The following is a 20,279-nucleotide window of genomic DNA, read 5'->3' as shown; positions in this document are numbered from 1 at the left end:
CTCTCCAATGCTGCGCCTGTTCGTGACGGAGCGTCTCTAAAATCGAGAGGCCGCGTCGTAACTGGATTGCCACCGCTCGTTCGGGCACCGGGAGCAGCAACTGCCCTGGGTCATCTGCGCGATAGAGCTAGGCTAACGTGATGAATTCCTAACTATCACTGGCGCTTTGACCCCCTCCCATCTGTGTCTCGTAACATTTTCACACCCATGATGTTCGCGGCCTGTCCTGGCATTAAACCGGCTTGTTCGCGCCAAGCGGACGAATGGGCAGACGGTGCGGGACCGCTGAAAGTTGCTCTGTCGCCGCAAGTAGAGACTTCAGTGCGTTTCTTGACCATTAATTTACTGTTGAGTTAATAGGGAACATGGACCTGCTCACTGACAGGAAACAACGGGTGAATCGCGGCTTCAGTTCGCAGCCCGCGTTGGCGTCGGTGCGATGACGGTGTGGCGATGGGAGACCGGCGTAGATCGCCCATCTTGGCCGAAGCTCGACGCCATCGAGCAAGCTACAGATGGCAACGTTACTGCTACTGATTTCACAAAGCTCGTGAAAGAGGTGGCGTGATGGAGCGCCTTGATCCGCTCGCGTTTCTTGTGGAGAGCCACCTTGATCTCCAACATCGGCTCGATGGCATAGGCGCTGCCAAAGCCACTCATCTGAGCAGGGGCCCAAATCGGGCCAGCATCACAGCCGGCAGACCCAGCAGGCCGAGGCTGCCGAACATCATCAACAGGCCACAGCGGCATGATGATGGCGGATTCTGCCACGCCACCACCGTGGGCCGCCATGCTTTGCGAGGGCATCCGGCGCATGCGAGGCCGGGCATGAGCCTCGCCGGTTTCGAGATCCTGCCCCGGACCCCCTCCGAGGGCGGGGGGCGACCCGCCGCCACGGCATGCCCTGCAGGTGCCCAGAGTGGCGGTGGGCGCCTGATCTTCGGCCTCTTCTCCATCCGGCGTTCGCTCTCGCGCGAACGCTCGCAGCCTGCTGGATCCTGGCTATGAGCATCGACTGCATGAATTGGGTGAAGAACCTTTGCCCGAAGTTCATCAAGTCCAGTCCGAGGCAGCTGCTGAAGGAGCTGGCCGACTTCGCAGACGAGCAGGATGAGTGCTACCCGAGCGTGGCGCTGCTCCACGAGGTCACAAGCCAGAGCATCCGGACGATCCATACCAATCTCCGGATTCTGCAGGAGATGGAGCTGATCAAGATCTCCAAGCGACCCAACAGATCGTCGCGGTACAAGATCAATCGCCACCTGCCGTTTCCGAACCGTCAGTCACGCAAGCGGGGTGCGAAATCCGCATACACTCGGAATCCACGCCCCTTGGATTCTAAAACTTCTGCTTATGATCAGCATGGTTTGGAAGGGAGGCCGTGCAACACCAGGGTGGATGCGAAATCCGCACCCACTCCCGCGAATGCCGCTTGGGGTGCAGAATCTGTATCCCCTGGGGTGCAGAATTTGTCATCTAGGGGTGCGAAATCCGCACACAAACCACCAAAGAACCACCAAAGAACCACCAGGGGGAGGGGCGCGCGCGTGCGCGCGACCCCGGCCCCCCTCCCGCCGAGTTGGCAGCCATCGGCGGGGGATGCGGCCTACGCCCGCCGCCTCGGCCTGGACCCAGCGGCAGTGGCCGACCGCTTCCGCAAGCACCAGCGGGCCAGCGGCAGGGCCTGCGCCGATTGGTCGGCACGGTGGGAGCTGTGGTGCGACGAGGATGCCCAGAAGGCCGGGCTGGCTTCAGCGGGCGCCGCCCCAGCGGGCGATGCCGCGCCCGCCCCAGCCGAGGACGAGCAGGTGAGGCGGGTGCGCTGCTGGGTGGAGCGCTGGCAAGCCAAGGCGGCAGCCGGGCAGTCGACCCAGGCGACCGAGAGCGTGATGGCCTCGGTCTGCCCCGAGGCGCTGGCCCTGGTGCGGCAGCGGAAGCCGGAAGTTTTCCGGGTAGCCTCGGCCGCCGCCGGATTTTCCTTCACGGGAATGTGAGCATCATGTATTTTCCATCGGGCGTCGTAGGGGGCTCCGACGCGGGGGCGAACATGGCGGCCAGTGCCGTTACGACAATGCCGATGGCCGATCTGGACGATGCCTGTCGGCCGAAGCGCACCATCCTGACCCTGCCGGCTGGCGCCATGCCCCGGCAAATGCCAGCCCCGCTGGCTGAGGTGGTGATCTTCGACGAGGCCCGGCAGCTGCCGGCGCCGCACGTCACCACGGACGAGGAGGCCGATGAGGCCCGCCAGAGAGGCGCGCAGGAACGCCAGCGCGAACGGGCCTCCCGCGCCCAGGCCGCCGAGATCCTGCGGCGCCGCCGCGAGGGCGAGGAGGGCGAGGACGATGGCGAGGCCATGCTGGCCCGCCCCTACCGCAACGTCCCCATCGCCTTCCTGTCGGATGACACCCTGGAGGCGGCGCTGACGCGGCAGTTTGCCGATGCGCACCTGATCGACCGCATGTGGGACGCGGGCCAGCTGAACGACTGGCAGTACGCCACGGCCAACCGCCTCCTGCAGCTCTGCGACGAGGCCGGCATGCTCGCATCGAAGGTGGCACTGATCGGCCGCAGCGGCACCGGCCATGCCGAGATGAGCGATGCCATGGCGGCGGCGCATGCGACCTGGAAGCGGCTGATGGCCGAGATCGGCTATCCCGGCGACGAGCTGCTGATCAGCCTGTGCCAGGGCGAGCTGACGGTACGCGGCCAGGCCGCTCGTGCCGCGGCTCTGGTGGCCGGGCTGCGCCACCTGGCCCAGCGCTGGGGCATCGATATGACTTGACGCCGGCGCTGCTCACGAAGTAGTGAGTTCGCACCGCCATAGTCGCGCCCGGTCCCGAAAGAGGCCGGGCGTTTTGCTTTTCAAGCACTTAGCTGGCGACCCACCTGGAAACCTGCATATGCCCCTCTCCACCGACGCGCCGCCTGGCGCGTGTGGGGGCGCGCGACCCTTCGTCTCCGTTGACGAGGCGTGGCTCTGGACGATGGCCGCCCTGTTGGCGCGCCGCGACGGGGCTGGCCCGGTGCTCAACGTTGAGCGGGTCGCGCGCCCCTGTGAGCCCGATGACGTGGTGAAATGCCTCGACCGGCTCTACCGCCAGCGCCGCATCGATCTCGTGCATGCGCGGATCCTGCGCATCTGGGGCGCGCGCCGCGATAGTGCCGGATCCGCGGCTCGACCATGGGCACCATCGCCTGTGGCGGGAAGCGCTCGACCGGCTGCGCTGGCCGCTGGAGCAGCGCGGCATCGTCGCGCACCAGCTGGAGGCGGTGGCCTGATGTTCGACTGCACCTGCCCCGCCAGCCGGGGCCTGCAGGGGCGGATCTGTGCGGTCAACCACCCCAACTGCGAAGCCCTGAAAGGGCTGTCGCCGGAGGCGCTGGGGCTCGTCTTTACGCCGACTCCCGCGCCCTCGCCGGAGCCGCCTGTTGTGACAACGGCGGCAACGACCGTTTGCGGATGAGCGGCCCGGCTGCCCCTGGTGGCCTGCACATTTCGTCAAACGAGCGTTTCGTAGTGTTCACCCCCTCCGACCCATGATCGGGAGCCAGAATGGCCCGCAAAACCCCGCTGAAGCGGCTGGGGGGCGGCGACGGCGTTCCGGGGTTCATCGCCTATTACCGCGTCTCGACCGACAAGCAGGGCGCCAGCGGCCTCGGACTAGAGGCCCAGCAGGAGGCGGTTGAGCGCCATGTGCGCGCCGCCGGCGGCCGCATCCTGGACGTGTTCCGGGAGGTGGAGAGCGGCAAGAAGAATGACCGCCCCGAGATCGCAGCGGCCATCGCTGCCTGCCGGTCGCGCCGCGCCACGCTGGTGATCGCCAAGCTGGACCGGCTGGCCCGCAACGTCGCCTTCGTCTCCAACCTGATGGAGGCCGGCATCGAGTTCGTCGCCTGCGACAACCCGCATGCCAGCCGCCTGACCATCCACATCCTGGCGGCCGTCGCTGAGCATGAGCGCGAGATGATCTCGGCGCGCACCAAGGCGGCCCTGCAGGCGGCCAAGGCGCGCGGCGTGCGCCTCGGCAACCCGCATCTCCGCGCCGGCGACGGCGGCGCCATCAGCCACGCCACCCAGATCCGCATCGCCAAGGCCGCGCAGCACGCCCGCGATGTGCTGCCCGCCATCCTGGCGGCGCAGAAGGCCGGCTGCGCCAACCCCTCGCAGATTGCCGAGGCGCTGACCGCGCGCGGCATCCGCACCCCTGCCGGCGGTGACGTTTGGCACCCCGTGCAGGTGGCCCGCATCCTGAAGAGGACCTCCGCCTGATGGCCACCCCCGCCAAGCCCCGCGCCAAGAAGGCCGCCCCGCCTCCCGAGGCCACTCCGGCCCCGGCCGGCACCAACCACCCGGTCATCACCGACCCGGCGCTGGTCAAGCTGGCGGCCGAATACGCCAAGGCCGCGCCGGAGAAGAACCGGCTGGAGAAGCGGCTGAAGGAGCTGAAGCCGGTGCTACTGCAGGCGATGGGCGATGCGCCCCTGGCCTACGCCGGCAAGCTGGTCCTGACCCGCACCGAGGTACTCGGCACCCTCGACACGGTGGGCGAGAAGATCACCCGCTCGATGGTCGGCCAGCACATGCCCGGCAAGAAGGGCCGCCCGGCCTATGTCACGCTGGAAGTGCGCTGATGGATCAGCAGCGCACGCCGCGGCTGCCTGCCCTGCTGGCGGGCCGCAGCCTGGCGGTCGCGTACCGGATCGCCACCACTGACTTCGGCTGGCGCCCCATCGCCCAGGACCGCTACCTGACGCCCGAGGGCGAGGAGGTGCGGGCGGTCGCGGATCGGTCGAGCTTCCATGTTGGCCTGCCCCTCGGCACCCGCATCTACCTGCTCGACAGCTGGCAGCTGCGCGACGACTGGCGCCGCATCGACGGGCTGCTGCAGATCGGCAACCTGGTGCGGGCGCCGCTGCCGCTGGTGCGGATGCCGCGGCTGTCGGCCGCGGCGCGCTGATGGGCAACCCGGCCCGCCGGCGCGCCCCGCTGAAGATGGCGACGCAGCTGCTGCCGGCGGCCGACCTGCGCACCGCCCGGCCGCCGCCGAAGCAGGCCAGCGACCACTACGGCACGCCCGAGCATCGCGCCTGGGCTGCGGCGGTGCTGGGCCGGGCGGGCTCGCGCTGCCAGGGGCCGGGCTGCGGCCGCACCGGCACCCGCCTTTATGCGGACCACATCGTCGAGCTGCAGGACGGCGGCGCGCCCCTCGCCCTGGCCAATGGGCAGGCCCTTTGCGGCGCCTGCCACTCGGCCAAGACGGCGCGCGTCAGGGCCGAGCGGCAGCGCACCCCGCCACCACCCCAGCGACGGCCCTGACCGGCCCACAGCCCCGCCTCTGGCCGGCCGTGGCCGGCTCTGGGCCCCTCCATCCCCACCCCCGGCCCCACCCCCCCCTGGGGGGGTCGGATCCCTGGGAGTCGGGAAGGGGGGGACCGCTATGGGGCGCACGCACAGAATTTTTCCCGCCTATAAAAGGAAGCCGCGCTGGTTCGGCCGCTGACCGGCCTTTGAGGGTGCTCCCCGTCTCACTCCCGGATCGCCACCAGGTTCAGCCAGCCCTCACGCTCCCGGCCGGGCCGCAGATCGGGCGAGGTCCAGAGATCGGCGATCTGCACCGGCAGCGGCTGCAGCGCGGCGCAGAGGCTTGCCTCACTGTGGTCGACAAACAGGCGCCCGTCGCGCCCTGACCCTAAAAGTGCGGCAGGCGACCGGTGCGTCCGTTTGTTTTGCGCAGACGGTGCAGTGGGCTGCCGAATTCAGCTCCACTCTCGAGATGTATCGGAAACTTGTCCACGAACACCGAAGGTTCAGCCCGGCACAGCGGGTAGCCCTGCGGACGATCGCATTCTTCCTGAGTTGGCCTGTTGATCGTATCATGGACGTTGATAACCTGCCGAGCAGGTGTCCCACGGAAGACGGTCATGATGCCAGTGTCCGGCCGTTCGGTTTGTAGGCTGAAAGGAACAAAGGATCCTCCCTGGCGTTCCTCGCCGCGTCGGCGTGAACGCGCTGTCCTACTGGTGGCTGCGCTCATCTCCTTGGTAGCGTCATGCACCGCGGCTTGGGCGGCCGTTCCGGGCGGCGTGTGGCTCATCGATGGCAAGGCGGCGGTACAGATCTTCGAGTGCAGCGGCCAGCTATGTGGCCGAATCCTCTGGTTGCAGACCCCGCGCGATACGCAGGGACAGCTGAACCGCGACAAAAACAACCCTGATCCGGGGCTACGGCAGCGCCGCCTTTGCGGCCTCACCGTCCTTTGGGGCTTGCACGCCACCGGTCCTGACCGCTGGGGAGGCGGCTGGTTCTACAACCCCGATGATGGGAAGACATACAACGTCACGGCGGAACTCAGGACCGCCGACTTGATCGTGGCACGCATCTATTCAGGGGTCCGGCTCTTCGGCAAAACCAAGACGCTGCTCCGAGTTCCACATGGCACGTCAGAGGGATGGTGCTGAGCAAAGCCTACAGGCCGAGGCAGCCTCCAACATCAGCCGAGCCCGCGGCATCTAAGGCTTCAGCACATATTGTGGCCACATCCGTCAGGCCTCTCGCGATGCGCAGCTCAGCTCTGCATGACATCGGCATGACTTTTCTCGGTTGTTCCTGTCGCGCCGGTTAGATTACGGACTGGCTGTTGCCATCATCGGCGTCCGGTGTCTGATCTGAGGCAGCGTGGCTATGCGCTTTCGTCTGGCGGCAACGAAGCCGTGCTGGCCAGCAGCTTGGCCTCCTCGGCTTGAGCCTTCAGCAGTTCCTGCGTCGCAGCATATTCCGGACCAGAGCCCCTGCGGCTGAGGAACCTCTCGACGCTCATCTCAGTGACATGGCCACCCGATGCAGGATTAGCTTCATGCCGGACATGGACCTGATGTGATGCGTCATCTCGGATCAACCACCAGGTATCGCCATTCTGGCTTCTGTAGATCTCTGTCGACGATAACGCCATGTCATGGCTCCTCGATGAAGGGGGCTCCTCCAGCAACATCTCGCACTGTGCTGGCTTGTCTCCCGACACAGCGCCGCTGTGTCGGCTTTCCGACCTTAGCGGCGGCTTGCCACCGGCCTCCCAGCATAAAGCCTACCTGATGACTCACGTGCTGCCGTGCTGCTCCCGTCGTGGCTATACAGAGCCCTCGTCAACGCGGGCCAGCACAATCTCAGCAACACCGGAATTCAATGCCGTTTCATCACCAGGCTACATCCAATAAAACTTGCACAATGAAATGCCATCCTCTATGTAAGATTTGTCAGTTTCGTTGTTCCGGTGTGCTTCTCCCTGCCCATTGATTTGGGTTCCGAGTTTGTTTCCGTTTCAAATTGAAGATGATCCGCCAAGCAATACTGCTCGGCGGCATTCCGTTTTGATCGGAATATTCTCATGTCTATCGGCACCGTTAAGTGGTTCAACAGCACCAAGGGCTTCGGCTTCATCCAGCCCGAGGATGGCTCCAAGGACGTCTTCCTGCACATCTCTGACGTGCAGCGCGCCGGCATGGACGTTCGTGAGGGCGACAAGATCGCCTACGACGTCCAGAGCGGCCAGCAGGGCAAGCTCTCGGCCGGCAATCTGCGCCAGGCCTAAAGGCGGAGCGGCCGTCTGGCTGCTCCCCATATAGCCATCGCAGCGCTCGCGCTGTGATGGGATTCGAGCCTCGGTTGGATCTCCAGCCGGGGCTTTTTCTATGGGTTCCGACTTGGCAGGGCCGCGCCTTTCAAAGCTGGTCGCTATGACCGGCTGCGGTGTTGGGATCCGGGAAGGTCACGCTCACCGCTGTTCCCGTTCTACCCTCTCGGCTCACAATTTCCACCTTGCCTTGGATCTGCTGCGCCAGGGTCTCAATCAGCTTGAGGCCCAGTGAACCCTTCCTCCGCGACGGCGGCAGGCCGATGCCATCGTCCTCGATCCTCAGCCTGACCAAGCCATCGTCAGCAAGGCTCAGATCAACCAGGATCCGGCCCCGTCGGCCCTCCGGAAAGGCATACTTGAAGGCATTGGTCACTGCCTCGCCGACGATGAGCCCGAGCGGAATGACGACGTCTGGCGACCAGACAGCCTCCTCGTCGGCCTCGACTTCAACCTCGATCTGACCTGGCTTGGTCACCAAGCCCTCTACCATGCTCTGGCCCAGCCGCAGCAAATAGGGTGCAACCTCGATCGTATTCGGCGTCTCGCTCTGATAGGCCAGCATTTCGTGCACTTCGCCGATGCGCATGAGCCGCCCCGTGGCCACGTCCAGCGCTGACCGAACCAGTGGTTCTGACTGCCGAGCCTGAAGCTGCAACAGCGCCGTCGCGAGCTGCAGCGCGTTCTTGGTGCGGTGATGGACCTCCTGGATCAGAAAGTCACGGAAGCTCAGCGCCACCTCGCCTTCGGCCAGACTGTCGCGCAGCAGGGCCTCTGTGCGCCGGCGCCGCTCGACCTCTTCTTCCAGCTTGTCCTTGGCATGTTGCAGCCGCTTCGTGCGGGCTGTCACACGCCGGTCCAGTGTCGCTTTCGCTTCCCGGAGGCCCTGCACCCGCTGCACCCGGTCGGTGATGTCCAGGAAGGACACGAAGTGGCGGACAACCCGGTCATTCTCGACCATGGGATCAACCAGGGCCGCCACCCAGATCTCGCGCCCATCCTTGGTGTGGAACAGGATATCCTCGGTGAACTCGCGGCGGGCTGCCACGGCGTCCTTGATCCGCTGTGCCACACTAGGATCGGTGTGCCGCCCGATCAGGAAGAAGTAATCCTGCCCCAGCACCTCTTTCCGGTCATAGCCGCACATCTGCAGGAAAGCGGCGTTGCAGTAGATGATCGGGTTACCCGCGACGTTCGGGTCTGTGATCGCCATCGGCATGCGCGTGGCGTCGAAGGCTTCGACGAAGGGACCACCCAGGGCTGCCAGATCAACAACAGCGCGTTCTGACTGCGCCTGGCCCTGGCGGGTTCGGGACTTCCTCTGCGCGGGCACGGCGTTCTCCTCGGGCTGGTGCAGGATTAGGGGACCAGTGTAGATGTTATGGCGGTGCCGCTTGGGCGCTCTTGAGCCACTCGCCGATGCGGCCCGCCCATTTGCGCAACAGCTACCACCATCAAGGCCTGATGGCATACCAGTCCGGCGTTGGCGTGCAGGCGAGGCGCTTTATTCCTGCCGCAGACCATCCAACACACCTTCAAGACAGCGCTGCGTGGTGAAGGTCGATAGGAGCAGCTCCAGCGTCCATGGCAAGATCGGTTTCCCAGCATGGCGCAGCTGGTCAACATTCATGATGTGCTGCGTGAGCCGTTCCGCACCTTCACTCACACTGTGCTCGAACCTGCCAGAACAATGTTCCGCTGAATACTCATGATTCCCGTTGTTCCGGTGCCATCGCCGTGGCACCCGTCGCGATGACTATGATGCTACTCTGCGGATGCCAGAGCGATAGCATATCCATTGCGCAATAGCCAAGAAAGTATCAGTCCTTGCTGCCTTTTGGCACCTGCAAGGACCCATATACGAGGCTGAGAGGTCGTCATGCTGAATAGAGGAAAGGTAGACCCGCTGTAGAGCGCAGGCGCTTATCCTATATCGGTCGTGTGTTCTTCCGCGGTCACATCCGAAGCCGTCATGGCAGCAGAGACCGGTTGCTCTGGTGCCGCGATCGCCTCGATGGCCTGGGCGACAAGATCAGGTGCGCCGTGATGAACCATATGACCGAGGCCTGAAACAACCTGGAGACTGCTTGCGGCTATCTCGCGGTGCAGCCGGGCTGATTGCCGGTCCCTGTCCACGACCATATCCTCGGCACCGGCAATGATGGAGACCGGCAGCCGACTGAGCTCGCCATAACGCTCCACAAGGGCCGCTGCCGCTGGGATCATTGCTGCGGCATCCTCGGCGCTGGCTTTGATCTGCCAAGGCCGCAGCATCATGCTGGTCGGCACCGCGCTTGTGAACGCGGCCGGCACCGGCACAGGCGCGAACATCGTCCGAACCATCATCGGCGCCATGAGGCGCCCGACCAGTGGACCGACGGTGTAGCGGATCGCGTCACCGAGCACCGGAAGGGCAGTCGGTGATATCATGGCAACGTCGGCTCGAGCCGTCGGGAAGTAGTAGCCCGACAGCAGCACAAGGCCTCCCACCGCTTCGGGATGGTTGAGGGCGAGGGCCAGCGCCGTTAAGGTTCCCCAGGAGTGGCCAACCACGATCGCGCGCCGAATCCCGAGGCGGGCGAGAGCCTCCGCCAGAACAGCAGCCTGAGCCTCCGCCGTCCATGGCCGGTCGCGTGGGCGCTCACTGTACCCATAGCCAGGCCGGTCGAAGGCCAGCACCCGGTGTCGCTCAGCGGCCAGGCCGAACACGCCACTTGCAACATAGTCTTCCGCTTGGACTGCATTGCCATGCAGCAGCACGACCGGCGGGCCACCCATTCCTGCTTCAAGGTAGTGCAGTCGAATGCCGCCTGCATGGATGAACCGCCCGGCCGGCGGATGCTCCCTCTCAGCCCGGCGAGCATTGGCGCGAACCTGCAGGGCCATTCCGGCCAGGGCTGCGGCTGCCGCAGCAAGGCCCACCGTCACACGTGATGACGCCATCGGGATCCCTTTACCTGTCATGGCCGGATATCTCCAGGTGCAGTCCACAGAATGCCCTCATGCGAGACGGTCCCGTACGATCGCTGAACGAGCAGGTTCAAGGAGAGTTTCGAGCGCATACTTTGTGGACGAGCCGTGTAACCGCCACACGGTGTTGACTACGGCATCTACCGATCAGCAGCACTGGGAGTATTTTTTGGTCATCGCGGTCAGCGCAGCCTGAACGAGGCTGAGGCGGCCAGATGCCTTAATGTCGCGGATGCTGGCGACACCGTCATCTATGTCACCGCTCAGAATGACGCCGATGGCTTGCTTCCCGAAGCGCTCTGCGGCAGCCGAACACAGCACATCGGCCGCAGGGCGCTTGCCCTGAATGCGTTTATGATGTTCGGCATGCCGGTCGCTCCTTCTGATCCTGAGGACTGCACTCTCTGCGCCGGACTTGGACTGTCGAGCCACCAAGGCTACCTGCTAACCGTCTTCATCTGGCTGGGCGAACATGACAGCGTCTCGTTGAACCCTGATTTCCGAAGCGAAGGCGGCAGGGCAGATCAACACCAGCAAAGGAGCATTCAAATGCCGGACGATGATGGTAATCGAGGGTGGTGGAGATCGCCGCTCAATGCCTTGATGGTCAGCGCTGCTGTGATCGTAGGCATGATCGTCATCGGCACCGCAGTTGTGCTCTGGTTCATCTTCTGAACCGCCATCGCCGAGTGTCTCGCAGGGCCTGACCAGGATTTGCGGCGGGTGAGCATTAACAATCAGCTCAGCGGCCGGCGCAGAAGTGTAGAGGGGAACGGCACCAGGCGTAAGTCGTGGGTTGCGATAATCCGGTGCCGTTAATGGGGTTTTCTGCCTGAGCTTCTAGAAAATCTTCTACAATGTCCTCCTGTAGATGTGCCTCACCGCTCGTGGAAACACAGGCTAAAGCCTCTGGTTTCCGCGGTGCCCCGCAATCATTCAACTTGCCGGTCGCTATTGGCTCTGCCCCTGCGCCAACCCGAAGGAAGCGGACGAACATGTCGGAGTTGGACCTGACCGCTCCCGCTCCCATTGCACGTGGAGATCATCTTTGCCGTGCAGCCACGGCGCCAGGTTGTGGAACGGTCCTTTGCCCGGCGGGCTTTTCGCAACTATCGTTTCGTTTTTGACCAGCCGCTCCCAGCAGCCTCCAGCTGATCCTCGGGAAGGACCCGCTCCTGCCCGTCCCGAGCGCCGCGGACCCTATAGCTCCGTTGTCCACCCTCGCTGGGCATGACCCGCAAAATGATGAACTCTCCGGCCGGGATATTGCCGTCGGCCTGACCACGCGTGAACGTCACAGTCTGCCCAACCGAAAACTTAGCCTCAGCCATAAGTGCGCACCTTTCTCAGAGCCCGTTTGAGAATGCTGCGGGTGAGGTGTTCAGGCGTCCTCGCGTGCCCAGATGGGCTGGATGTGGACCAAGGAACATCGCGCACGGCAGGCTGGCTTTGAGCGGCGCCGCTACCCGACCGATCTGACGGATCAGGAATGGCGGGTTATTCGGCCTCTGCTGCCGCCCAGCAGCACCCGCGGCAGGCGGCCAGGCGTTGACCTGCGCGAGGTGCTGAACGCGATCCGCTACCTGGCACGGGCCGGGTGTGGCTGGCGCATGCTGCCGGTCCATTTCGGACCATGGCAGACGATCTATTGGTGGTTCCGGCGGCTCGCACGACGGTTCCTGTTCGCCACTCTGCACAACATCGCGCTGATGCTGGATCGTGAGCGGGTGGGGCGCGAGGCCAGCCCTTCCGCCGGGGTTCTGGACAGCCAGACGGTCAAGTCGCCCCAAGCACTGGGCGGCGGCGGCTTTGATGCCGCCAAGCGCCTCAAGGGCCGCAAGCGCCACATTGCGGTCGACACTGATGGCCGCCTGCTGATGGTCAACCTAACGACGGCCGACGTGCAGGATGCTTCCGGGGCGGAGCAGATCGTCAAGGCGATCCGCAAGCGCTGGCCCTGGTTGAAGCACCTCTTTGCCGACGGCGCCTATGACCGCGGCAAGCTGATGAGCGCTGCCGCCTTCCATGACTTCGTCATCGAGGTGGTGCGCAAGCTGACGGACCAGCAAGGCTTCCAGGTGCTGCCACGCCGCTGGGTGGTGGAGAGAACCTTTGGCTGGATGACCCGCTGGCGCCGCCTGGTCCGCGACTATGAACGCCGCTGCGACGTCTCCGAAGCCATGATCCACGTCAGCATGGGCGCGCTCCTCGTCCGGCGCATTGCTCACCCATGACCATTCTCAAACGGGCTCTCAGTGGAGAGACTAACAGCGCCTTTCAAAACCTGGACGGACGGCAGGGCCGCACCGATCTGAGGATCATGGCGAAGCCCCTGATCTCGGACGAACTCTGGTTGATGATCGAGCCGCTGTTGCCGCCCGAACGGCCCAAGCCGAAGGGTCAAGCCGAAGGGTGGACGGCCGGTTATACCGCCCCGTGCTGCCTTGAGCGGCATCCTCTTTGTGCTGCGCTCCGGCATTCCGTGGGAGATGCTGCCACGGGAGATGGGCTGTGGATCCGGCGTCACCTGCTGGCGGCGGCTGCGGGACTGGCAGCAAACTGGTGTGTGGGACCGGCTGCACCGAGAGTTGCTGCGGCGCCTGCGCCAGGCCGACCGCATCGACTGGACCCGTGCCTGCGTCGACAGCGCGTCCATTGCGGCGAAAAGGGGGGCGCCGGAACCGGGGCGAACCCGACGGACCGCGGCAAGGCAGGCACCAAGCGGCACTTCGTCACTGACCGGCGCGGCATCCCGCTCGCCTTCCTGCTGACCGGCGCCAACACCCACGACAGCAAGCCTTTCGAGGACCTGCTCGATGCCGTGCCTCCTGTTGCAGGAAAACCCGGGCGACCCCGACGCAGGCCGGACAAGTTGCATGCCGATAAGGCCTATGACCACCGCCGCTGCCGTCGCGCCTGCCTTCGGCGCGGGATCAAACACCGGATCGCACGCCGCGGCATCGAGAGCAGCCAGAGGCTGGGCAAGCACAGATGGGTCATCGAGCGCACATTCGCATGGGTCAACCGCTTCCGCCGCCTGGCCATCCGCTACGAGCGCAGGCTCGACATCCACCATGCCCTCACCGCACTCGCCTGCTCCCTCATCTGCCTCAACGCACTTCAGGAGAGGTTTTGAAAGGCGCTGTAAATATCTAGCTGCAGATCCGCCGCAATTGTTCGAGGTCGGCGGTATCGAGCGCATCGGGGCGCGGCAACCGCGCTAGGAGCGCCAGCGCCTCAGCGGCATTCTCGATGCACTGCCGCACGACATCGCAGCCCTCGATGATCAGGCCATAGCTTGGGCAGAGCCGATCGATCTCAAGCCCACCGAGCAGATCCTCCAGTTCGCGGATCACCGGCGCGGTATCAATGCCTTTTACCCAATCGAACTTCGTGCCCATGAAGTTGGCGATGCTCTCGGGGGTGATCTCCGCCGGAGAGGGAGTCACTGCGCGTGGCGGGCCGTCGGTAGGGCTGGTCAGCAGGCCCCAGGAATCGGAAGTAAAGAGAGTCTTTGTGTGATGTTCATAGAACCAGCTCGTAGACAGTACGCGCAGGGGCGCGCGCAGAACCTCGATGCGGAACCGCCCGGCTTCGATGATGTTGCCAGGTCGGAGGAAGAAGAACCGTGACTGGATCTGCGAGGTGACCAGCGCCGTCGAATAGGATTCCTCCATGGAGGAGAAGTAGTCGAGCGGATTCAGGTCCCCGGCCGTGGCGACGCGGTCGACAGCAAATTCGCGCGTCAGTAGCGGCAGGTTCAGCGTGCAGTCATGCTCGCGACGGGCGAGCAAGAGCTGCCGGTCCATGGTTCCCTCGGCGAGTGTGGAGAGGCCGGCCCGAATCGCATCGATCTGCCCGGTGCTGGCGGTGTCGATCAGCACCAGGGACTTCGTCTCCAGGTCGCGCAGCACATAGCACTGCATCGGCAGCCAGCCCTTCGAATCGGCCGGCATCCAGCCTGGCCGGCGATCAAGGCTGATCGAACTGCCAAGCGCGTAAAGCAGCCCCGGCACCAGCTCCGCGCCGGAGGATGGATCAAAGGTGCAGGAAAGGGTAGCTGAACTGGCCAACTTGCTGTCCATATGCCGAGTCTCCGTGCTCACCCGGGGTTAAACCGGCAGCTTCATCATCATCATGCCCTGCTTGATCAGCGGGTTCATAGCCGGGAGCGTATCGACCACGCCGCCATGCGCGGGCGCGATGAGATGCGGCCGCAGGACATCCAGCAGGCTGTCCATGCTGCCGAAGGTCTCCCGCGTATCGGCGTACTTCGTCCAGTACAGCGCCCGCTCGTTCAGGAACTGCAACGCCTCAAGGTCAGGGACGGGCCGTTCGCTGCTAAGGACATCCGTCTCGCCCTTGTCGTGGTAGTGCATATACCCATAGGCGTCGGCGACGAAAAGCGTGCGGTCCCGCGTCTCGAATCCCCAGAGTGTGTTGTTCATGTCTCTCCAGACGGCTGGCACAAAGACGAATTTCGTGTCGCCCAGGTCCAGGAAGTCTCCGGGGGCGACCGTATGGAAGCGGTGCGCCTCGTCCGGGAAGTAGTGAAACAGGTCGCTGACCATACCGTAGACCTGCACGTCGGGGAATTTGCGCATCCAGTTTGGGAGGAGCCCGATATGCGGGAACTCGATGTGCGTCAGGAAGATAAAGTCGAGGCTTCTGCCGTCGAGAAACCTGTCGATGTCACGCTCCAAGTCATCCCAGTGGGAGGGATGGCCGGTATCGACCATGATGATCTTCTCGGAACCCTTGAGGGCATAGACCGAGATATGGCTCCGCACTTCCCGATCTTTGTAGATGAAGCTCAGCGATCCTCCTGTCCAAAGCAAGTTGCCTCGCAAAGCGCGGGGCAGGGATCCGCTGGGTTTAGAAGTAACCGGGCGCATCGTTTTGGACATCCTCTGGCATCGGGGACATGGGCACTCCGCTCCGTCGTCAGACCGCGGCGCGATGGTGCCCGGACACGTTCCGGTTCTCGTTGCAGGACCCGAAACTGTGCCGCATGAAATGGGCGAAGCACCTATCGTATTGACGGTCGATACAAATTATCTGAAATTGACAATACTTTTTGAAGAGAAGACATGTCAAAGCCAAATAGGAAGTAAGGGGGAAGCTCCCATGGTCGATGCAGATGTCGATCCGCGCCTCGACATCAGGGCCTGGAACGCGCCTTCCGCGTGCTGGAGGCATTCGGGCGCCAGCCGCATCCCATGTCACTGTCCCAACGTGCAGAGGTCCCTGGACTGGATAAGAGCAGCGCCCAGGGGGTCAGCTATACGCTGACCCGCCTGGGCTGTATCGAGCGGGATGATGGCGTCCGCTATTTCATTCCTGCAAATTAATTTCTGGACCGGCACTTCGACTTCCTGCGCATCAATCCGTTGGCGGACTGCGCCACGTCCACGCATCGGACTGTGCCACACGGTACAGGAGCGCGTTGACCTCAGCCTGCTGGACAACCTGTCGATCATCTATGCCATCCGGTTGCAGAGTGAACGGGAGAGCTTCTTCGCTACTCTCACCGGCCGGCGCATTTTGTTGGCCAGTTCGTCGGAGGGCGGGCCATGATGGCGCTCATGCCCGACGAGGAGGTGGAGAGCATTCTCGCGCGGAGCGGGCCCCGGCCGCCGACGCCGAAGACAATCACCGACCTGCCGACCTTGCGGGCAAAAGGGGCCACAGCGCGGCAGGATGGCTGCGCGCTGGCACTGGAAGAAGGGCTGCTGGACGAAATCATGCTTGCCGCCGTCGTACATGACCGGCAGCGTAGGCCGATAGCGGTGATCCATATCGCCGCTTACCACAGAGGCCGCGCGCGGCCTCTCTCAGTAAGAGCGGCGAGAACGTCATCCAGGCAGGCTGAGGCCAGGGCCTTCGGCAGACGGACGCCGTGCATCCCGGGCAGGAGCTGGCCGCGCGAGGGTGGAGGAGACGAGCGACTTCAGTACGCGGCGGCACGGGATGCGGGTGGCCGATCGCGCAGTGCGGCCTTGTTTGACGCCCTCGGCGCCCTGCCGCGGTGGCGGTTCTGTGTCTGCTGCTCGATGGAGAACGAGAGAATGATCACACGAAGGGCTCTGGGCTTCGCGGCCGCCGTGGCTGCGGCATCGCCAGCGTTTGCGCAGACGGGCGGCTGGCCGTCGAGACCGGTCCGCGTCATCGTTCCCTATGGCGCGGGGGGAGCGACGGACACGCTCTGCCGCCTGTTCTGCGCCCGCCTCTCGGCCGTTCTGAGCCAGCCCTTCCCGGTGGAAAACCGGCCGGGCGGAAACGCCGTGCTGGGCGCGGAGGCGGTCCTCCGCGCGCGTGACGGGCACACGATGCTCTTTGCCGGACCGGGCGTGTTCTCTGCCACGCCGAAGATGCAATCCGTCTCCTACGATCCCCTGCGCGACTTCATGGGTGTCAATATCGTCGGCAGCAACGGCATCCTGCTGGTGGTCAACAAGGAGTTCCCACCCTCCACGCTGCCGGAGCTGGTGGCATGGGCACGGGCCAATCCTGGGCGGTTGAACACGGCATCCTCCAGCCTCGGCACCTCCAGCCACCTGGCGCCATTTACCCTGGCGACAGCTGCGGGGATCGAGCTGACGATCGTTCCCTATCCTGGCGTACCGCAAATCGTTGCTGACTTAGTGAGTGGCCGAGTGCATGCGCATTTCGGTTCGCCGGCGGACATGCTGCAGCTTGTTCAGTCCGGCGCGGTGAAGGCGATAGCGCTCACCGGCGCGCATCGGGTTCCACAGCTTCCGGACGTGCCGACCATCGCCGAGACCTTTCCCGGCGCCATCTTCACCACCTGGAACGGCATGTTCGCCCCGGCCGGCACGCCGCCGCAGGTCGTCTCCCTGCTGTCGGGCCACATGCTGACCATCTCCAGGGAGCCGGAGGTGCTTCGCCGCCTCGCCGATCTTGGGATCGAGCCCGACGCGCGGACGCCGGAGGAAGTGGACGCCACGATCAGGCAAGAGGGCAAGGAATACGAGCGGTTGCTGCGTGCCGCTGGCGTGTTGCGGGCCGGCTAACGCGGCTCCGGCAAAGCAGGAATTGCAGGCCAATCAGTGCGACCCGCGGGGGGGAGTTCCCAGCGGAGCTCGACAAAGGGCGTGCTGCCATGACCCCTGGGTTGCCGGCGGTGATCTGGGAGATTCTGGGATGGGAAGGCCTGCGAGCTTTTGTGCTGAGCTGTCAGCGCAGCTAGACTCAGGAACTATAATCGTTGGTTATCAGTCGCGCTCTGTCGGAAGCGACCGACGCCACAATTGCGGCGAACCCGCCCCGTTGGCGCCGCCTTGCCGCCCGGATCACGGCGTTCCCGGGAGGAACGCTGATGGACCGGGAGATCTCTGATGACAGCCCCCCGACTGCTGCTGCTGGCCCTCACCGGGGTCTTCCTGACGGCCCCGCTCTCCGCCGCCCTGGCCGATCCCTGGAAGCATGAGTGGCGCTATGAGCGACGCTGGGAGCGCCAGGAGGAGCGCCGCTGGCGCGAGCGGGAGCGGCGGGCGGACCGCGCCTGGCGACAGGAGCAACGCGAAGGCCGGGCCGCCTCGGAGCGCGATCGCGCCTACGAAGAGGGCCGCGCCGATGGCTACCGCGAAGGTGCTCAGCAGAACCCGCTCGCGACGATCGGCCGCCTGCTCCAGCCCTGACGACGGGTAGCGGCCTGTCGCTGCCCCTCTCCGGCCCTACCGATGTGCGGCTATCGCGCATGGCTGGACCGTCTGGTGCTCTCCGCGGCGCCAGGATCCAGTCGGCCAGCATGCGTTGGTGGGCGGTTTCCCCAGCGGGTCTGGTCACCAGGCGCCGTACGTGGCCTCGGTCGGCGCCAGCAGCCCCCATTTCGCTGCCAGCGCCTGCCGCTCGGCCTCCGTCAGGACGCTGCCCTCCCCTCCCCATCTCCCTTCCTGAGCTTTCTTTTTCACTGAAGAGACTTCGGCTGACCGGGCTTCGGTATCGCTAAGGGCCCACTGCGCCGGGCTGGCGAAGAGGTAGGCGCTGGTCCACTGGCACCAGCGGCCAGCCACCGTGATGCCACGGCGGACATGGCCCATGATGCCGACGGCCTCGATCCGCTGCAGGGCGAGCTGGACGGTGGAGCGGGCGCAGCCCGCCCAGGCGGCGAGCTGGGCCAGGGAGGGGTCACAGACGCCATGGCGGGAGGGGCCGCGGTAGAGCAGCGTCCAAAGCACGAGGATGCCGGTTCGCTTCAGGCAGCCACCATGGAGACCCGGCTGGTGGCTGCGCCGCTCCAGGCGACGGGCGGCCTCCATGATGCGGCGGCGGTCGGCGTCGCCGAGGCGCTGGCGCTGCCAGGCGGCAACGCGCACGGACCCGGCACGCGCCGGGCGTGGTGAGGCAGGCATGCCCATGCTCCTGGGCCGCCAACAGGACGCAGTTCCCCACCCCGCAATCGCTTGCGGGTTCCAAGGCGCCGTCGTATCTTGGGGTTCTCACACCTGCCAAGATGCTTCGGCTATTGGTTTTGAAGGGGGTCGTTCTGGCAGTTCTGCTGGGGCGGCCCCTTTTCGATTCGACCGCCCGGGATGGCACGGCCGAGACATGATCCACAGCCGCGCCACCGATGGCAACCCAATAAATTCAGTGGTTTATCCGTTACAACCATTCAACCATGCATGGTTGTTTGGTTGAATGGTTACATGGTTGGTTACAACCAACCATGGTTCATTGGTTCAGACGCCCATTTTGTCTAGATACTGCCGGATCGCCTCGTCCAGCAGCGTCTGCTTCTTCTGCCGCGTCTTGTAGGCCAGGGTCCGCAGCCGCTCACTGTCTGACGCCAGGATGCGGATGGTCAGGCCCTCTCGCACCGGGGCGCCGGATGGCGTGACCACCGCTTCCGGCTTGGGCGGGGCGACAGTGGTCGGAAGGTCCGACTTTCGCACCAGCAGGGATGCGTCGATCTTAGCGGGAGGCGATGCCATAGCGTTTCCTCCGGGCGAGCCGGTCTGCAATGTAGGTCCAGAGTTCGGTGATCTCGACCGCGCTGGCGGACTTGATATCCAGCTCGCCGGCGGTGCGGCCATCCGTCATAGATGTGGCGAAGTCGATCCGGTGGTGGATCTCCACCGGCGCCAGAGGGCCGTGCTGGCTCAGCGCCTTGATCGTCTCGGTCTTGATCTTCGACCGGGCGATGGCCTGGTTAACCACGAACACCATCGGCCGGCCCGCTTCCTCCACGATATCAACCGTGGCGCCGACCGCGCGGAGGTCATTAGGGGACGGCCGGGCGGGGATCAGCACCAGATCGGCCAGGGCGACCGTGCTGGCGATGCTCTCGGTAATGGCCGGCGGCGTGTCGATGATGCAGAGCGGCACCCCGCCCTCGGCCAGCTTGTCCAGCGTGGCTTTAAGCCCCTCCGGCAAGACCTGAACCAAGGCCGGGGTTTCCGGCTTCCTGACCCGGAACCAGCCGGAGAGGCCCGCCTGCGGGTCCGTATCTATGACCGCGACCGGCGAAACGCCCTGCCGCTCGGCCTCTACGGCCAGATGGCTGGTGAGCGTGGTCTTGCCCGCCCCGCCTTTCTGGCTCGCCACAACGATTGTCTGCACCACGACTCCATTTGGTTACATGGTGCATTCGTTGTAACCATGGTTGCATGGTTCATGCAATGGTGCGGGCGCCTCTATGGCGCTATCACCAAAAGC

The 20,279-nt window shown here is 64.7% G+C and carries 24 protein-coding genes; 14 read left to right on the top strand and 10 right to left on the bottom strand.

Going from position 1 to position 20,279, the window contains the following annotated elements:
• Positions 1 to 408: 408 nt before the first annotated feature.
• A complete protein-coding gene (locus IAI58_RS23220) occupies positions 409 to 816 on the bottom strand; it encodes a hypothetical protein (RefSeq protein ID WP_237182991.1) in 408 nt (135 codons plus the stop codon).
• 188 nt (positions 817 to 1,004) lie between these two features.
• Here IAI58_RS23220 and IAI58_RS22665 point away from each other — a divergent pair, with 188 nt between their 5' ends.
• Positions 1,005 to 1,994, top strand: a complete 990-nt coding sequence (locus tag IAI58_RS22665) for a helix-turn-helix domain-containing protein (RefSeq protein WP_208776358.1) — start codon at positions 1,005 to 1,007, stop codon at positions 1,992 to 1,994.
• A gap of 83 nt (positions 1,995 to 2,077) precedes the next feature.
• Entirely contained in the window at positions 2,078 to 2,785 is a 708-nt protein-coding gene (locus IAI58_RS22660; RefSeq protein ID WP_208776357.1) for a hypothetical protein, read from the top strand.
• An 88-nt stretch (positions 2,786 to 2,873) separates the two neighbouring features.
• Here the strand turns inward: IAI58_RS22660 and IAI58_RS23215 are convergent, their stop codons facing one another.
• Positions 2,874 to 3,125 (bottom strand): hypothetical protein, encoded by a 252-nt coding sequence (locus IAI58_RS23215; protein ID WP_237182990.1) that lies wholly within the window; start codon positions 3,123 to 3,125, stop codon positions 2,874 to 2,876.
• A 431-nt stretch (positions 3,126 to 3,556) separates the two neighbouring features.
• On the opposite strand from IAI58_RS23215, the gene IAI58_RS22650 reads away from it, so the two are divergent.
• The 6 genes from IAI58_RS22650 (at position 3,557) to IAI58_RS22625 (ending at position 7,589) form a co-directional block, all read left to right on the top strand.
• Entirely contained in the window at positions 3,557 to 4,273 is a 717-nt protein-coding gene (locus IAI58_RS22650; protein WP_208776356.1) for a recombinase family protein, read from the top strand.
• Complete coding sequence (locus tag IAI58_RS22645) at positions 4,273 to 4,635, top strand: hypothetical protein (RefSeq protein ID WP_208776355.1); 363 nt, start codon at positions 4,273 to 4,275, stop codon at positions 4,633 to 4,635. The genes IAI58_RS22650 and IAI58_RS22645 overlap by 1 nt, the downstream gene beginning before the upstream one ends.
• Positions 4,635 to 4,961 (top strand): hypothetical protein, encoded by a 327-nt coding sequence (locus IAI58_RS22640; protein WP_208776354.1) that lies wholly within the window; start codon positions 4,635 to 4,637, stop codon positions 4,959 to 4,961. The genes IAI58_RS22645 and IAI58_RS22640 overlap by 1 nt, the downstream gene beginning before the upstream one ends.
• Positions 4,961 to 5,320 carry an HNH endonuclease signature motif containing protein gene (locus IAI58_RS22635; protein ID WP_208776353.1) on the top strand — a complete coding sequence of 120 codons (360 nt, stop codon included), beginning with the start codon at positions 4,961 to 4,963 and terminating at the stop codon, positions 5,318 to 5,320. Before IAI58_RS22640 ends, IAI58_RS22635 begins: the two co-directional genes overlap by 1 nt.
• 704 nt (positions 5,321 to 6,024) lie before the next feature.
• Positions 6,025 to 6,462 (top strand): DUF2147 domain-containing protein, encoded by a 438-nt coding sequence (locus tag IAI58_RS22630; RefSeq protein ID WP_207451301.1) that lies wholly within the window; start codon positions 6,025 to 6,027, stop codon positions 6,460 to 6,462.
• A gap of 923 nt (positions 6,463 to 7,385) precedes the next feature.
• Complete coding sequence (locus IAI58_RS22625) at positions 7,386 to 7,589, top strand: cold-shock protein (protein WP_207451297.1); 204 nt, start codon at positions 7,386 to 7,388, stop codon at positions 7,587 to 7,589.
• 130 nt (positions 7,590 to 7,719) lie between these two features.
• Here IAI58_RS22625 and IAI58_RS22620 read toward each other — a convergent pair whose 3' ends face one another.
• The 3 genes from IAI58_RS22620 to IAI58_RS23610 all read right to left on the bottom strand — a co-directional run bounded on the left by IAI58_RS22620 (position 7,720) and on the right by IAI58_RS23610 (position 10,922).
• Positions 7,720 to 8,964 carry a PAS domain-containing protein gene (locus IAI58_RS22620; protein ID WP_208776352.1) on the bottom strand — a complete coding sequence of 415 codons (1,245 nt, stop codon included), beginning with the start codon at positions 8,962 to 8,964 and terminating at the stop codon, positions 7,720 to 7,722.
• Positions 8,965 to 9,554: 590 nt separating this feature from the next.
• Positions 9,555 to 10,595, bottom strand: a complete 1,041-nt coding sequence (locus tag IAI58_RS22615; RefSeq protein WP_208776351.1) for an alpha/beta fold hydrolase — start codon at positions 10,593 to 10,595, stop codon at positions 9,555 to 9,557.
• Positions 10,596 to 10,748: 153 nt separating this feature from the next.
• Positions 10,749 to 10,922 carry a chemotaxis protein CheB gene (locus IAI58_RS23610; RefSeq protein WP_419555870.1) on the bottom strand — a complete coding sequence of 58 codons (174 nt, stop codon included), beginning with the start codon at positions 10,920 to 10,922 and terminating at the stop codon, positions 10,749 to 10,751.
• Between IAI58_RS23610 and IAI58_RS23210 the strand changes: the two genes are divergently transcribed.
• From IAI58_RS23210 to IAI58_RS23630, 3 genes are all read left to right on the top strand, one after another.
• On the top strand, positions 10,884 to 11,276 hold the full coding sequence (locus IAI58_RS23210; RefSeq protein WP_237182989.1) for a hypothetical protein: 393 nt from the start codon (positions 10,884 to 10,886) through the stop codon (positions 11,274 to 11,276). The genes IAI58_RS23610 and IAI58_RS23210 overlap by 39 nt on opposite strands.
• 737 nt (positions 11,277 to 12,013) lie before the next feature.
• Positions 12,014 to 12,835, top strand: coding sequence for an IS5 family transposase (locus IAI58_RS22605; protein WP_208776004.1), 822 nt, complete (start codon positions 12,014 to 12,016; stop codon positions 12,833 to 12,835).
• Entirely contained in the window at positions 12,832 to 13,737 is a 906-nt protein-coding gene (locus IAI58_RS23630; RefSeq protein WP_473774454.1) for an IS5 family transposase, read from the top strand. Before IAI58_RS22605 ends, IAI58_RS23630 begins: the two co-directional genes overlap by 4 nt.
• Positions 13,738 to 13,753: 16 nt before the next feature.
• Here IAI58_RS23630 and IAI58_RS22595 read toward each other — a convergent pair whose 3' ends face one another.
• Complete coding sequence (locus tag IAI58_RS22595) at positions 13,754 to 14,686, bottom strand: hypothetical protein (RefSeq protein ID WP_208776349.1); 933 nt, start codon at positions 14,684 to 14,686, stop codon at positions 13,754 to 13,756.
• Between the two features lie 27 nt (positions 14,687 to 14,713).
• Positions 14,714 to 15,496: an MBL fold metallo-hydrolase gene (locus tag IAI58_RS22590; protein ID WP_207451523.1), complete on the bottom strand. Its 783-nt coding sequence runs from the start codon at positions 15,494 to 15,496 to the stop codon at positions 14,714 to 14,716.
• A gap of 273 nt (positions 15,497 to 15,769) precedes the next feature.
• Between IAI58_RS22590 and IAI58_RS23600 the strand changes: the two genes are divergently transcribed.
• The 3 genes from IAI58_RS23600 to IAI58_RS22575 all read left to right on the top strand — a co-directional run bounded on the left by IAI58_RS23600 (position 15,770) and on the right by IAI58_RS22575 (position 18,262).
• Positions 15,770 to 15,952, top strand: a complete 183-nt coding sequence (locus IAI58_RS23600) for a helix-turn-helix domain-containing protein (protein WP_408906227.1) — start codon at positions 15,770 to 15,772, stop codon at positions 15,950 to 15,952.
• 222 nt (positions 15,953 to 16,174) lie between these two features.
• On the top strand, positions 16,175 to 17,635 hold the full coding sequence (locus tag IAI58_RS22580) for a tripartite tricarboxylate transporter substrate-binding protein (protein ID WP_336512717.1): 1,461 nt from the start codon (positions 16,175 to 16,177) through the stop codon (positions 17,633 to 17,635).
• Positions 17,636 to 17,959: 324 nt separating this feature from the next.
• Positions 17,960 to 18,262, top strand: a complete 303-nt coding sequence (locus tag IAI58_RS22575; protein ID WP_207450883.1) for a hypothetical protein — start codon at positions 17,960 to 17,962, stop codon at positions 18,260 to 18,262.
• 144 nt (positions 18,263 to 18,406) lie between these two features.
• Here the strand turns inward: IAI58_RS22575 and IAI58_RS22570 are convergent, their stop codons facing one another.
• The 3 genes from IAI58_RS22570 to IAI58_RS22560 all read right to left on the bottom strand — a co-directional run bounded on the left by IAI58_RS22570 (position 18,407) and on the right by IAI58_RS22560 (position 20,183).
• The gene (locus tag IAI58_RS22570; RefSeq protein ID WP_207450881.1) at positions 18,407 to 18,976 is read right to left on the bottom strand and encodes a hypothetical protein; all 570 of its coding nucleotides are present in this window, start codon (positions 18,974 to 18,976) and stop codon (positions 18,407 to 18,409) included.
• Between the two features lie 327 nt (positions 18,977 to 19,303).
• Positions 19,304 to 19,555, bottom strand: a complete 252-nt coding sequence (locus IAI58_RS22565) for a hypothetical protein (protein ID WP_207450879.1) — start codon at positions 19,553 to 19,555, stop codon at positions 19,304 to 19,306.
• Positions 19,536 to 20,183: a ParA family protein gene (locus tag IAI58_RS22560; RefSeq protein WP_207450877.1), complete on the bottom strand. Its 648-nt coding sequence runs from the start codon at positions 20,181 to 20,183 to the stop codon at positions 19,536 to 19,538. Before IAI58_RS22560 ends, IAI58_RS22565 begins: the two co-directional genes overlap by 20 nt.
• Positions 20,184 to 20,279 lie beyond the last annotated feature (96 nt).

Source organism: Roseomonas marmotae (genome assembly GCF_017654485.1).
GTDB classification, from domain to species: domain Bacteria; phylum Pseudomonadota; class Alphaproteobacteria; order Acetobacterales; family Acetobacteraceae; genus Pseudoroseomonas; species Pseudoroseomonas marmotae.
This window is presented reverse-complemented; position numbering and strand designations above follow the sequence as displayed.

Excerpts from the sequence above, each read along its gene's own strand:
- IAI58_RS23630 (WP_473774454.1), top strand. The coding sequence starts at position 12,832 with ATGACCATTCTCAAACGGGCTCTCAGTGGAGAGACTAACAGCGCCTTT.
- IAI58_RS22565 (WP_207450879.1), bottom strand. The coding sequence starts at position 19,555 with ATGGCATCGCCTCCCGCTAAGATCGACGCATCCCTGCTGGTGCGAAAG.
- IAI58_RS22580 (WP_336512717.1), top strand. The coding sequence starts at position 16,175 with ATGATGGCGCTCATGCCCGACGAGGAGGTGGAGAGCATTCTCGCGCGG.
- IAI58_RS22645 (WP_208776355.1), top strand. The coding sequence starts at position 4,273 with ATGGCCACCCCCGCCAAGCCCCGCGCCAAGAAGGCCGCCCCGCCTCCC.
- IAI58_RS22590 (WP_207451523.1), bottom strand. The coding sequence starts at position 15,496 with ATGCGCCCGGTTACTTCTAAACCCAGCGGATCCCTGCCCCGCGCTTTG.
- IAI58_RS22625 (WP_207451297.1), top strand. The coding sequence starts at position 7,386 with ATGTCTATCGGCACCGTTAAGTGGTTCAACAGCACCAAGGGCTTCGGC.
- IAI58_RS22660 (WP_208776357.1), top strand. The coding sequence starts at position 2,078 with ATGGCCGATCTGGACGATGCCTGTCGGCCGAAGCGCACCATCCTGACC.
- IAI58_RS23220 (WP_237182991.1), bottom strand. The coding sequence starts at position 816 with ATGCGCCGGATGCCCTCGCAAAGCATGGCGGCCCACGGTGGTGGCGTG.
- IAI58_RS22615 (WP_208776351.1), bottom strand. The coding sequence starts at position 10,595 with ATGACAGGTAAAGGGATCCCGATGGCGTCATCACGTGTGACGGTGGGC.
- IAI58_RS22605 (WP_208776004.1), top strand. The coding sequence starts at position 12,014 with ATGTGGACCAAGGAACATCGCGCACGGCAGGCTGGCTTTGAGCGGCGC.
- IAI58_RS22665 (WP_208776358.1), top strand. The coding sequence starts at position 1,005 with ATGAGCATCGACTGCATGAATTGGGTGAAGAACCTTTGCCCGAAGTTC.
- IAI58_RS22570 (WP_207450881.1), bottom strand. The coding sequence starts at position 18,976 with ATGCCTGCCTCACCACGCCCGGCGCGTGCCGGGTCCGTGCGCGTTGCC.
- IAI58_RS22575 (WP_207450883.1), top strand. The coding sequence starts at position 17,960 with ATGACAGCCCCCCGACTGCTGCTGCTGGCCCTCACCGGGGTCTTCCTG.
- IAI58_RS23215 (WP_237182990.1), bottom strand. The coding sequence starts at position 3,125 with ATGCACGAGATCGATGCGGCGCTGGCGGTAGAGCCGGTCGAGGCATTT.
- IAI58_RS22650 (WP_208776356.1), top strand. The coding sequence starts at position 3,557 with ATGGCCCGCAAAACCCCGCTGAAGCGGCTGGGGGGCGGCGACGGCGTT.
- IAI58_RS22595 (WP_208776349.1), bottom strand. The coding sequence starts at position 14,686 with ATGGACAGCAAGTTGGCCAGTTCAGCTACCCTTTCCTGCACCTTTGAT.
- IAI58_RS22635 (WP_208776353.1), top strand. The coding sequence starts at position 4,961 with ATGGGCAACCCGGCCCGCCGGCGCGCCCCGCTGAAGATGGCGACGCAG.
- IAI58_RS22640 (WP_208776354.1), top strand. The coding sequence starts at position 4,635 with ATGGATCAGCAGCGCACGCCGCGGCTGCCTGCCCTGCTGGCGGGCCGC.